The following is a 13,237-nucleotide window of genomic DNA, read 5'->3' on the forward strand; positions in this document are numbered from 1 at the left end:
GTGGCGTCGCGCCCATCCGCGATCTATCGACGGACTCAGGTGGGGCGGCTAATCTTTGGCCCCACCCCATCGATGTGAGGAGATGCGATGGCACGCCGAACCGGCCGACCTTCCTACGAGTTGGACAAGGCCGCTGTGCGTCGTCGCCGCAGCGCGGGGTACGCGGCCGTCGCGGGCGTCATCGCACTGGTCACCGCGTTGCTGGGTGGGTTGGTCGGCTACCAGGTGGGCCGTCCGGACGCCACCGAGGCGGCCATCGCGAGCATCAAGCAGGCCGACGCGAAGCGGGACGCCCAGCAGATCGCGGAGTTGATCGGGACGGCCCGCCGCGTCCGCGACCAGGTCGCCCCGGTCCTGGCCGCCATCAGGACGGAGACGACCGGCGGACGCGCGCCGGACGCGGCGAAGGCACGCCAGTGGCAGGAGGTCATGCGCCAGGCGGCCGAGCCGTTCGCCGACCCGCCGTCGGGGACCACCGCCACCAACGTGGCGCGCGGAGGGTTGCGCGGAGCGGTCCAGCAGGCGTCGCTGGCCGTCGACGCCTACGCTCTGGCCGCTGCCGTTCCGGCCGCGCAGCGTGCGGCCCTGCTGGATGTCACCGCGCGGCAGGCGGCCGAGGCCGCGACGATCTGGTCGGTCGCGGCGACCCAGCTCGACCAGATCAGCGTCGACGCCGGCCAGGGCCACCAGCACGTGTTTCTGGACACAGACCCCGACGCGGGGGCGCTCACCCCGGACGGGGCGGCCGAGGGAACCGGTGGCTGAGGCACGTTGCTGGGCAAGTGTCCGATTTGCCGGCCGGGGTCGGCGTGCCGTAGCGGCCGAGCGGTCGCATCGTGATCTAGGGGCGTCGGGCCAGATCGGGTACGGTCGCTAATCGCAAAGTCTTATGAACCAGATTGGCTTCTGTACGTCTGGAGCCGAATCGGAGGGACACAGCCGTGAGGTTTCCAAGCGCCGTCCGTCAGGCCGGCCTCGTCGTGGCCGTCGCCGCCCTCGCACTGACCGCGGGTTGCGCGAAGAAGGACGACAGTGAGGTTCAGGCGAGCGGCGTCAAGCTGGTCGCGGCGGGCAAGCTGACCGTCTGCACCCACCTGCCGTACGCGCCGTTCCAGTCCAAGGACGCCAGCGGCAAGGTGACCGGCTTCGACGTCGAGATCATGGACCTGGTCGCCAAGGAACTGGGTGTCGAGCAGACGATCGTCGACACCCCGTTCGAGGGCATCAAGTCCGGCCAGGACCTCAACACGGGTAAGTGCGACGCGGCTGCCGCCGGCATGACGATCACCGACGAGCGGCGGAAGGTGCTCGACTTCTCCGACCCCTACTTCGACGCCACCCAGGCGATGCTGGTGAAGACCGGCAAGACGTACAAGTCGCTGGATGACCTCAGGGGCAAGAAGCTCGGCGTCCAGGCTGCGACCACGGGTCGTGACTACGCCAAGAAGCTCGAAGCGGAGAAGGGCCTGAAGCTCGTCGAGTTCGAGGACCTCGCCGCCCTTCAGCAGGCCGTTTCCAACGGTCAGGTCGAGGCTGCCATCAACGACCTGCCGGTCTGGACCGAGTACCTGAAGAAGAACCCGGGCGGGTTCGAGGTGGCCGCCGAGTTCGACACCGGCGAGCAGTACGGCTTCCCGGTGAAGAAGGACGCCAACCCGGAGTTGCTCAAGAAGATCAACGAGGTGCTGGCCAAGGCCAAGCAGGACGGCACGTACAACACGATCTACGAGAAGTGGATCGGCAAGCAGCCCAGCGCCTGAGCACCGCGCAGTACCGGAGGGCTCGCGTCCCGCGCGCCCTCCGGGTCACCAACATCCGGGAAGGCAACGAGCGAACGTGAAGCTGCGACGCCGCCAGCGGGAGCGGTTGTCCCTCGGGCTCCAGTACCTGGTGTTCATCGCCATCATCGCCGCGGTGCTCTTCGCCGCGGACTGGGACAGGCTGGCCGACGCGTTCTTCCGCGTCGACATCATCAAGTCGATGTTCCCGACGATCATCACCGTCGCGCTGCGCAACACCATTCTCTACACGTTGGGCGCGTTCGCCTTCGGCCTCGTGTTCGGCACCATCCTGGCGCTGATGCGACTGTCCCGGGTGGCGCCCTACCGCTGGGTGGCGACGGCGTACATCGAGCTGTTCCGGGGTCTGCCCGCGCTGCTGGTGCTCTTCCTCGTCGGGTACGGCATCCCGATCGCCTTCCCGGAGCGCGAGATTCCGGGTGGGGTGTTCGGCTCGATCGCGATCGGCCTCGGGTTGACCGCCGCGGCGTACATGGCGGAGACGATCCGGGCCGGCATCCAGGCCGTGCCGAAGGGGCAGATGGAGGCGGCGCGGACCCTCGGCATGTCGCACTTCACCGCCATGCGCACGATCGTCATCCCGCAGGCGTTCCGGATCGTGATCCCGCCGCTGACGAACGAGCTCATCCTGCTCACCAAGGATTCGTCGCTGGCCTACGTGCTCGGGGTGACGGCGCAGACCATCGAGATCACCAAGTTCGGTCGGGACATGCTCAACGACCGGGTGAACGCGACCCCGCTGCTGGTGGCGGGCCTGGCCTACCTGGTGATCACCCTGCCACTGTCACAGGTGGTACGACGCCTCGAACTCCGCTACGCCAAGGCTCGGTGACCCCCATGACGACCAGCCCATCCCGCCCCGCCGTGGAGATCCGCGACCTGCACAAGTCCTTCGGGCCGCTCGAGGTGCTCAAGGGCATCGACTTCGAGGTCGGTCAGGGCGAGGTGGTCTGCGTGATCGGGCCGTCCGGCTCCGGCAAGTCGACCCTGTTGCGCTGCGTCGACCTGCTGGAGCAGCCGACGGCCGGCAAGATCTGGGTGAACGGGGTCGAGATGACCGACCCGGACGTCGAGATCGACGCGGTCCGCCGCGGCATCGGCATGGTCTTCCAGTCGTTCAACCTGTTTCCGCACCTGACCGTCCTGAACAACCTCACCATCGCCCAGCGCCGGGTGCTCCGGCGGGGGCGGGCCGAGGCCGAGCGGATCGCGCGGGCAAACCTGGAGCGCGTCGGGCTGACCGACAAGGCCGACGCCTTCCCGGCGCAGCTCTCCGGCGGGCAGCAGCAGCGGGCGGCGATCGCCCGGTCGCTGTCGATGGAGCCGAAGCTGATGCTCTTCGACGAGCCGACCTCCGCACTCGACCCGGAACTCGTCGGCGACGTGCTCACCGTCATGCGCAAGCTGGCCGAGGACGGCATGACGATGATGGTGGTCACCCACGAGATGGCGTTCGCCCGCGACGTCGCCGACCGGGTCGTGTTCATGGACGGTGGGGTGGTGGTCGAGCAGGGGTCGCCGCAGGAGGTGCTCGGTGCGCCGAAGCACGAACGGACCCGCGCGTTCCTCTCCCGGGTCCTCGACCCGACCCACGTCGCCCAGCTCGGGCAGCCCGACCAGCCGCCCGAGCCACCGCAGGCCCCGAGCCTGCCTGCGGACGACCGCCACCAGCTCTGACCCACATCTTCCGTACGCCTGACGCCGGGTTGCCGCATTGACGGCAGCCCGGCGTCTGCTTGCGTGTCAGCTTCATGTCAATCGACGGACGTCGTGATGTCAAGGTAATCTTTTTGCAATCAGAGCTGTACTTTCGTCGATGGATTACATAAGTTGCTGTTATCCATCGAAAGCTTTGAGTCTTCCGAGCAAAGTACGCGACGAGCCTCACCCTCAGTCGTGCCACCGCCCCGTGCTCGGCGGTCGATGCACCCTGTCCTCGTCGCGTCTTCGCCCGGTCGGGAACGGAGACCCATGGACGATCACGCTGGTGGTCCTCACCGCCACCTGTCCCGTAGATCGCTGATCGCCACCGGCGCGCTCGCCGCCGGGGCGTTGGGCGCGTCCGCCCCAACGATCGGCGCGGCACTCGGAGGCACCCCCGCCCGGGCTGCCGCCGGTGTCACCAAAAAGATCACCATCTACGCCGAGCAGCTACCCGGCAACCTGTACGGATACGGCCTGGCACCCGGTCAGGCCACCGTTCCGGGACCGATCCTGGAGATGTACGAGGGTGACACCCTGGAGATCACCCTGGTCAACACCACCAGCCAGCGGCTGTCCATCCATCCGCACGGGGTGGATTACAGCACCGAATCCGACGGCAGCCCGTTCAATGCCTCGTTCAACAACCCCGGTGAGACGCGGACGTACGTCTGGCGCTCCCACGAGATGGTCGCCGCGGCGGGTCGGCGCTACATGCCGGGCAGTGCCGGCTACTGGCACTACCACGATCACGCGATGGGCACCGACCACGGCACCGGCGGTGTCGCGAAGGGACTGTACGGGGCGCTGATCGTCCGACGGCGCGGCGACATCCTGCCGGCGAAGCAGTTCACGGCCGTGTTCCACGACATGATGATCAACAACAAGATGGCACCGGCGACCCCGATGTTCGAGGCGAACCTGGGCGAGCGCGTCGAGTGGATCGCCATCGGCCACGGCAACCTGTTCCACACCTTCCACCTGCACGCGCATCGCTGGGCGGACAACCGCACCGGGATGTTGGAGGGGCCGAGCGACCCGAGCCTGGTGATCGACAACAAGGACCTCAACCCCGGCAGCTCGTTCGGTTTCCAGGTGCTGGCCGGGGAGGGCGTCGGACCCGGCGCGTGGATGTACCACTGCCACGTGCAGACGCACTCCGACGGCGGCATGGCCGGGATCTTCCTGGTGCGCAACGCCGACGGCAGCATGCCGCCGGGCGCCGAGGAGGCGATCCACCGGTTCCAGGGCCACACCCACACGCACGAAAGCTGACCGAACCGAAAGTGGGGACGGGCATGACCAGAAAACTACGACGAACCCTTGCCGCGGTAGCGGCCATCGCGACACTGATCCCGGCGACGACGGCGGCTGCGGCCGCGCCGCGAACGCCCGCCGCTCCGCAGGCGGCGCAACCGCAGAAGACCGCTGTCCTGGTGTTCCACGGCCCGGTTGCCGAACAACAGGACCCGGTTTCGCGCGCGGTGGACACCATCAAACAGCTCGCTGCCGGTCATGACATCGATGTCACGGCCACCACGGACCCGGGCGCCTTCACCGCGGCCGGGCTGTCCGCGTACCGCAGCGTGGTCTTTCTCTCCGCGACGGGCGCGGCGCTCAACCGCGACCAGGAGTCGGCGCTCCAGAGCTACATGAAGGCCGGCGGCGGTTTCGTCGGCATCGCCGACGCCGCCCGCGCCCAGGTCGACTCCACCTGGTTCACCGGGCTGATCGGCACCCGACCGGCCGGCGCCATCCCGGTGGCCGAGCCGGTGGCGCGGGTGACCGCCAGCGGCGAGAACCCGCCCAACGAGACCAAGGAGAAGCTGACCGACGGCGACGCCAACACGAAGTGGCTCGTCCGCACGCCGACCGGCTGGGTGGCGTACGAGTTGAGCGCGCCGAAGCGGATCACCGGGTACGCGCTCACGTCGGCCAACGACTCGGCCGGCCGGGACCCGAAGGACTGGACCCTGCAGGGCTCCACGGACGGGCAGAGCTGGACCGATCTGGACCGCCGCACCGCGCAGACCTTCCCGGACCGGTTCCAGACCCGCCGGTTCGACATCGCCAACCCGCAGGAGTTCTCGCGCTACCGGCTGAACGTCACCGCGAACAGCGGCGAACCGCTGGTCCAACTCGCCGACCTGCGCCTGTTCACCGGCAGCACCACCGCTCCGGAGCCGCCCGCGGTGAACCGCGCGGTGGTGAACATCCTGGACCGCAAGCACCCGGCCACGGCGTCGCTGCCGCTGACCATCAGCCGGTCCGACCGCTGGGAGAACTGGGACCCGAACCCGATCGGTACGGTGCACACGCTCGCCCAGGTCGAGGAGCGGCACTACAACGCGGGGGCGGCCGCCAACGGCGCCTTCCACCCGGTGTCCTGGTGCCGGGACTACGACGGCGGTAGGTCGTTCTACACCGGCATGGGTCACACCGAGGGCAGCTACGGTGAGGAGGCGTTCCGCGCGCACCTCGCCGGGGCCCTCAACTGGACCACCGGTCGGGTCCGCGGCGACTGCCAGGCCACGATCGCGTCGAACTACAAGGTGGAGCGACTCACCGCCGCGAACCAGACCGGGCAGCTGGACCAGATGGGCGAGCCGCACGGGCTGACGATCGCCCCGGACGGCACTGTCTTCTACGTCGGCAAGGCGGCCTGCCCGAGCGGCCCGATTGCGGACTGGAACGACCCGAAGGTCGGCCTGGGCTGCGGCACCATCCACTCCTGGGACCCACGGACCAAGCAGGTCAAGCTGCTCACCACCCTGGAGGTGATGGGCAACCGGGGCAGCGGCTCCGAGCTGGTGAAGAACGAGGAGGGTCTGCTCGGCATCGTGCCCGACCCCGCGTTCGCCGAGAACGGCTGGCTCTACGTCTACTGGATGCCGCACGACTCGGTCGACCGGGTGAAGCGGGTCGGTCAGCGGACCGTCTCGCGGTTCACCTACGACCGTCAGGCGCAGACCATCGACCAGGCCACCCGCAAGGACCTGTTGCAGTTCCCCGTGCAGATCCACAGCTGCTGCCACGCCGGCGGTGGCATGGCGTTCGACGCCAAGGGCAACCTCTACGTCGGCTCCGGCGACAACAACTCCTCCGAGGGGTCGCAGGGCTACGCCGGCAACAACTGGACCCAGGAGTACCAGGGCATCTCGTTCCAGGACGCCCGCCGCACCTCGGGTAACACCAACGACCTCGCCGGCAAGATCATCCGGATCCACCCGGAGCCGGACGGCACGTACACCATCCCGGAGGGCAACCTCTTCCCACCGGGCACCGAGAAGACCCGGCCGGAGATTTACGTGATGGGCGTGCGCAACATCGCCCGCCTGCAGATCGACCCGGTGCACCAGTGGCTGACCGCCGGCTGGGTCGGCCCGGACGCCTCGTCGCCCAGCCCCACCCTCGGCCCGGCGAAGTACGAGACGGCCACCATCATCACCTCCGCCGGCAACCAGGGCTGGCCGTACTGCATGGGCAACCGGCAGCCGTACCGCGACCGCAGCAACACCGACGCGACAGAGCTGACCGGCTGGTACGACTGCGACAACCTGAAGAACACCTCGCCGCGCAACACCGGACTGGTGGACATCCCCTCGGCCCGGGACAACATGATCTGGTACTCGCCGGACGGCGGCGGCCCGGTGTTCCCGAAGCGGACCGACGGCAGTGGCCTGCCGACCTACGTCGCGGCCGACGCCACCTACACCCAGCCCTACCTGCGCGGCGGCGGGCAGGCCATCATGTCCGGCCCGACGTACCACCGGAGCCTCGTCGACACCACCAGCGGCGTGGCGTGGCCGGAGCACTGGGACGGCAAGTGGTTCATCGGCGACCAGTCGAACGCCGCCAACCGGGTCGCGGTCACCGTCGACCCGGCCGGCGTGCCGCAGGCCGCACCACCGGTGTACGCCGAGTCGCTGCGGGCCATCATCCCCGGCGGCAACGGCGACACCAGGTTGCAGAGCTGGATGGACGCCAAGTTCGGCCCGGACGGCGCGCTCTACCTGCTCGACTACGGCGGCGGGTTCTTCAGCCTGCACGCCAACCAGAAGCTGATCCGGATCACCTACACCGGCGGGGCGCCCACCCCGGTGCCGGCGGCGACCTCGGTCGCCGTGCAGAACAAGCCCCTGACCATGGCCTTCACCGGCTCCCGTTCCGGCGGCGTCAGCCACCGCTGGGAGTTCGGCGACGGCGCCACGTCGACCGAGGCGGACCCCCGGCACACGTACGCCACGGTCGGCACCTACACCGCGAAGCTCACCGTCACGTACGCCGACGGTCAGAAGACGACGGTGCAGACCACTGTGACGGTGGGCTGTGCGGTGCCCGACGACCGGCCGACGGTGTGGCTCGGCGACACGGACACCGGGGTGCCCAGTCGCACGGTCGGGCAGGGCTGCACGGCCAACGACCTGATCGACGACGAGAGCACCTGGGCCGACCACAACGGTTTCGTCCGGCACGTGACCGCCGTGGCCCGCGCGTTGCAGGACGACGACCTGCTCAGCACCCGCGAGTCGGGCACGCTCACCCGACTGGCCGCCGCATCGGAGATCGGCCGGGACGGCCACACCGGGTACGAGCCGCTCTTCGACGGCACCGCCGAATCGCTGCGCGGTTGGCAGCAGGCGCCGGCGGGGGAGTTCGGCATCCAGTCGGACGGGGCACTGCGCTCCAGCGGCGGCCTGGGCATGCTCTGGCACACCAAGGAACTGGGCGACTTCTCGCTGAAGGTGCAGTTCCGGGACATCGCGCCGGGCACCGGCCGGGCCAACACCGGCGTCTTCATCCGGTTCCCGGACCTGCGAACGCCCCTCGACCAGCGCCCACCGGACAGCTGCGGCACGGTCGGGTCGGCGCGGACCTCGGCGGCCTGGATGGCCATCTACTGCGGACACGAGATCCAGATCTACGACGGTGACACCGGTGAGCCGCAGAAGACCGGCTCGGTCTACAACTTCGACCCGGTGCCGCTGGCCCAGGCCGGGGTGACCCCGAAGAACGTGTGGAACGACTACGAGATCCGCGTCGTCGGGCAGCACTACACGATGATCCGCAACGGCGTGGTGATCAACGAGTTCGACAACACGCCCGGCAAGCAGTCGTCGCGCGCCGGCGACCCGCCGACCGACCTGCGGCAGTTCCTGCGCGGCTTCATCGGCCTGCAGAACCACGGTGACAACGACCTGACCGAGTTCCGCAACATCCGCGTGCGGGAACTCTAGGAGTGACGATGACCCGACGACTGAAAGCAGCGCTGGCGGCGCTCCTGCTCACGGTGATCCCGTTGGCCGCAGTGCCCGCCTCCGCCGCCCCGCGCGTCGCCGCCGACCAGGTGTTGACCTGGACCGCCGACGACAGCATCACCCGCTACAAGTCCGCGCCCACCACGGCCGTGGCCGGGGCCACCACGATCATCTGGGAGAACAGCGCGGCCACCGGCAACACCACCGGGATGCCGCACACCCTGACCTTCGACACCAGCACCGAGGGCTACAACCACGACGTCACAGTCAACATCCTGGCCAGCCCGTTCGACGCCAACGACGGCCGCCACCAGGCGACCGTGACGCTGACCCCGGGCCGGTACCGGTACTTCTGCTCCATCCCCGGCCACAGCTCCATGGTCGGTGAGTTGGTGGTCACCGACGGCGGTGGCGGCGGCGACACCACCGCGCCGACCGTGACCGGCGCGGTCTCGGGCGACCAGGATCAGGATGGCAACTACCTCGGTGCGGCCACGGTCACCGTGACGGCCACCGACGCCGACTCCGGAATCCAGACCGTCGAGTACCAGGTCGACGACACCAGCTTCCACCCGTACACCGAGCCGGTGCGGGTGACCGCGATCGGCGACCACGCGGTGCAGTTCCGCGCCACCGACCAGGCCGGCAACACCAGCGCCGTCGGCTCGGTGTCGTTCCGGATCGTCGAGCCTGGAGAGGAGGACACCACCGCGCCGGTGGTCACGGCCGCACTGACCGGCGACCGTGACGGCGACGGCAACTACCTCGGTACGGCCACCGCCACGCTGACCGCCACCGACGCCGAATCCGGTGTCGCCACCATCGAGTACGCGTTGGACGGTGCCGCCTTCACCGCGTACACGAACCCGATCGTGGTGAACGCGGTCGGGATGCACATGCTGCACTACCGGGCGACCGACGTCGCCGGCAACACGTCGGCCGAGCAGATGGAACACTTCACAGTCGTCGAACCGCAGGCCGAGGACACCACCCCACCCACGGTCACCGCCACGGTCGCCGGTGACCGCGACGACGATGGCGCGTACGTCGGCGGCGCGACCGTCACCGTCACCGCCACCGACGCGGAGTCGGGCGTGGCGAAGATCGAGTACGCGCTCGACGCCGGCGGTTGGACGGCGTACGCCGCCCCGGTCGCCGTTCGCACGCCCGGAGCGCACACAGTGCGGTACCGGGCGACGGACACGGCGGGCAACTCCACCACCGAGCAGTCGACCACGTTCACCGTGGTGACCGACGGCACCGACCGCTGCCCCGACTCGGACACCCGAGCCACAGTGATCATCGACGGCGACGACACCGGTGTGCGCAACGTGGACACCGGCGACGGCTGCACCATCAACGATCTGATCGACGAACACGCCACCTACCCCGGCCACGCCGAGTTCGTCCGGCACGTCGAGGCGGTCACCGCCGCACTCGTCACCGGCGGCACGCTCGACCGGCGGCAGCAGGGCGCCATCGTCCGGGCCGCGGCCCGATCGGACGTCGGCGCATGAGTCCTCGAACCTCATCGACAGGGAGTACCACGATGCCCGGACGTACCGTCGTCAAGCTGGCCACCGTGAGCGCCGTCATCGCGGCCTCGGTGCTGGCCGTGGCGCCCACCGCACACGCCGACCTGGTCACCCACTGCATCGGCACCGGCGGCGCGGTGACCGTGCCCAACGACCTGCTCGTGCCCGCCGGCGAGTCCTGCGCGCTGACCGGCACCACGATCACCGGCAACGTCACCGTCGCGGCCGGCGGCAACCTGGTGGTGACCGGTGGCCGGGTCAGCGGTGAGGTACGGGTCGCCGGGAACGGCTACCTCGACGCCACCGAGACGACAATCGACGGCCCGGTGGTGCTCGCGGCCGGGGGATACGGGATCTTCCTGAAGGACGCCCGCACCGGCACCCTCACCGTGCGCCCGAAGGGCTCCACGACCATCGACAGCTTCCTCTTCGCCGAGGCGTCGACGGTCACCGGTCACGTCAACGTCAGCGCCGGGGAGGTCCGGCTCGACCGGGGCACCCAGGTGCAGCGCAACCTCAGCAGCACCGGCACCTACTACACCGACGTGCACGACTCGTTCGTCGACGGCACGCTGTCGGTGCTCAACAGCGCCACCGGCAGCGTGGTCTGCGGCAGTGCGGTGCAGGGCCGGGCCACCTTCGCCGGCAACCTCGGTGGTGTGCAGCTCGGCCCGAACGGCGCCCTCGACAGCTGCGCCTCCGGCGGTTACTGGGGCGCGGACGTGAGCATCACCAGCACGACCGGTGGCGTCACGGTCGACGACAACATCATCAACGGCCAGTTGACGGTGACGTCCAACGACCCGGCAGCCCAGGTCGCCGCGAACAACCGGATCCGTGGCGGCGTGACCGGTGAGCAGGCCGCGGCCACCGCCAACCGGGCGGCCCGGGTGGCCGCCCCGGACCGCGAGGAGGCCGGCGACCAGCGGGCCGAGGTACGCCGTACCTCGGCGGTGCAGGAAGCCACCGAGGCGGGCGCTGCCCGGCTCTAGCTCATCGACGCGACGGTGGCCGGTCACCCGGAATCGGGGGTGACCGGCCACCGCCGTCGTATCGGGCAGGACCGTCGCGAGCTGCGCTTGCGTGGTGTTTCAGAGGCTTGGATATCGGCATGGAGGGTGGTGTTGGCAGCGCGCGGGTTGTGTCGGGCTATCAGGCGGCGGACAGCCCGCTAGTGTTTGGTGACGGCGGCCTGGCCGCCGATGGTCTGTCCTGCGCTACGAGGAGGCCCGTGATGGATTCCTTGCCGGAGTTGACCTTCGGGCAGCGGTTGAAGGTCTACCGGGAGCGGTCGGGGAAGACCCGTGCGGTGCTCGGTGGGTTGGTGGGGCGCAGCGCTGAGTGGGTCAAGGCAGTGGAGACCGATCGCATTTTGCCGCCGCGCATTCACATGCTGGATCGCATCGCGCGTGCTCTCAAGGTCGAGGTGTCTGCCCTGGCCGGGGAGTTGGGCGCCCGGTCTGCTGTGGTCAACGGGCCGGAGCATCCGGCGCTGGCGTCGGTCCGGGATGCGGTGAACCGTTTCGCAGTTTCCGATGAGGCTTCTCCGGAATCGTTGACGAGCCTGAGAGGTCGGCTTGCGATGGCGTGGCGGGCGCGTCATCAGGCGTCGGATCACCGGACGGTGCTGGGCGGGTTGTTGCCGGGGCTGTTGCGCGACGTGCAGCGCGCCGCGTTGGCGTACGAGGGTGATGAGCGTCGACAGGCTCAGGCCCTGTTGGCGGAGGCGTTCGGGTTGACGCAGATGTTTCTTGCCTACCAACCCGCTGCGGAGTTGTTGTGGCGGGTCGCGGACCGGGCGATGGTGGCGGCGCAGGAGTCCGGCGATCCGGAGGCGCTGGCGTGCGCGGGGTGGTTCCTGTGCCAGGTGCATCGGGACGCCGGGGACTGGGACACCGCGATGGCGGTGACCCTGGACCTTCTGTCGGTGCTGGAGTCGCGGACGGCCGACGGGAACACGAACCTGTTGGCACTCTGGGGTGCGTTGAACTTCGAGGCTGCCTACACGGCCGCCCGCGCCGGTGAGGAGGGTCGGGCCTGGCGGTACTGGGATCGCGCGGACCGGGTGGCGCAGCGCCTGCCGCAGGGTTTCTACCAGCCGCAGACGTCGTTCTCGCAGGTCATCATGGGCGCTCACGCGGTGACAGTGGCGGTGGAGTTGCAGAAGTCGGGTGAGGCGGTTCGGCAGGCACGCCGCCACGATTCGGCGGCGATTCCGTCGAGGCCGCGCCGGGCACGGCATCTCATCGAGGTCGCGCGGGCGCACTACGGCAAGGACGACACGGAAACGGCCGTGGCAACCCTCCGTCAGGCGTACGAGTCGGCCCCGGAGACGATCCGCTTCAACGGGTACGCCCGACAGATCACCCTGGACCTGCTCGACGGTCCGCGGTCCTCCCGCGATGATGCCCGTGACCTCGCGGTGAAGGTTGGCCTGGTCTCGTGATCCAGGGGGTAGGAACCTTACCCGTTCCGCACTGCGACGGTACGTAACGTCGCCCTCACGGGATGCGGCGGGCGGTGCGGCAGTCGCCTGGTCGCCGCGAGGTCGGCGACCAGCGGCCGAGGTACGCCGTACCTCGGCGGTGCAGGAGGCCACCGAGGCGGGCGCCGCCCGGCTCTAGTAGCTCCACCCCGCACGCTGGGCCGGACGCCATCCAGGCGTCCGGCCCAGCGGCAAGCCGAGGGTCGGGCGTCGGGAAGCATGAGCAGTGCCGCGTCAACCACCACGACGGTGATCGATCGGATGTACCCGAGTCGCTACCGGTTGTGGTTCCGTAGATGCCGTGGATGCGGAGGTAGCCCTCGGCGCGTTGAGCGCGGCCCTCGCCGTTCTGGGGACCGTTGCCGCTTTCCTGCAATTGCGACGGGCGCCCGCCTCGTCTGTGGCGACCCCGCCCGCTGCGGGGGTGACGGGCAATCGGGCTTCACGCGGTCCGCTCGT

General features: G+C 69.4%; 9 protein-coding genes. All 9 read left to right on the forward strand.

From position 1 onward, the window contains the following. Positions 1–87 precede the first annotated feature (87 nt). The gene (locus tag V6U86_RS21425) at positions 88–765 is read left to right on the forward strand and encodes a hypothetical protein (protein ID WP_334505676.1); all 678 of its coding nucleotides are present in this window, start codon (positions 88–90) and stop codon (positions 763–765) included. Positions 766–941: 176 nt separating this feature from the next. Continuing rightward, a complete protein-coding gene (locus V6U86_RS21430; RefSeq protein WP_334505678.1) occupies positions 942–1,760 on the forward strand; it encodes a basic amino acid ABC transporter substrate-binding protein in 819 nt (272 codons plus the stop codon). Positions 1,761–1,836: 76 nt separating this feature from the next. Then, complete coding sequence (locus V6U86_RS21435) at positions 1,837–2,631, forward strand: amino acid ABC transporter permease (RefSeq protein ID WP_334505680.1); 795 nt, start codon at positions 1,837–1,839, stop codon at positions 2,629–2,631. Between the two features lie 5 nt (positions 2,632–2,636). Next, positions 2,637–3,476, forward strand: coding sequence for an amino acid ABC transporter ATP-binding protein (locus tag V6U86_RS21440; protein ID WP_334505681.1), 840 nt, complete (start codon positions 2,637–2,639; stop codon positions 3,474–3,476). Positions 3,477–3,770: 294 nt separating this feature from the next. After that, complete coding sequence (locus V6U86_RS21445) at positions 3,771–4,775, forward strand: multicopper oxidase domain-containing protein (RefSeq protein ID WP_334505682.1); 1,005 nt, start codon at positions 3,771–3,773, stop codon at positions 4,773–4,775. A gap of 23 nt (positions 4,776–4,798) precedes the next feature. Beyond that, positions 4,799–8,737 (forward strand): ThuA domain-containing protein, encoded by a 3,939-nt coding sequence (locus V6U86_RS21450; RefSeq protein WP_334505684.1) that lies wholly within the window; start codon positions 4,799–4,801, stop codon positions 8,735–8,737. A gap of 8 nt (positions 8,738–8,745) precedes the next feature. Next, positions 8,746–10,275, forward strand: coding sequence for an OmpL47-type beta-barrel domain-containing protein (locus V6U86_RS21455; RefSeq protein WP_334505686.1), 1,530 nt, complete (start codon positions 8,746–8,748; stop codon positions 10,273–10,275). Positions 10,276–10,307: 32 nt separating this feature from the next. After that, positions 10,308–11,285 carry a hypothetical protein gene (locus V6U86_RS21460; protein ID WP_334505688.1) on the forward strand — a complete coding sequence of 326 codons (978 nt, stop codon included), beginning with the start codon at positions 10,308–10,310 and terminating at the stop codon, positions 11,283–11,285. A gap of 242 nt (positions 11,286–11,527) precedes the next feature. Next, positions 11,528–12,739, forward strand: a complete 1,212-nt coding sequence (locus V6U86_RS21465; protein WP_334505690.1) for a helix-turn-helix transcriptional regulator — start codon at positions 11,528–11,530, stop codon at positions 12,737–12,739. The last annotated feature ends 498 nt before the right edge of the window (positions 12,740–13,237 follow it).

Source organism: Micromonospora sp. CPCC 205558 (genome assembly GCF_036902955.1).
In the GTDB taxonomy this organism is placed as follows: Bacteria; Actinomycetota; Actinomycetes; order Mycobacteriales; family Micromonosporaceae; genus Micromonospora.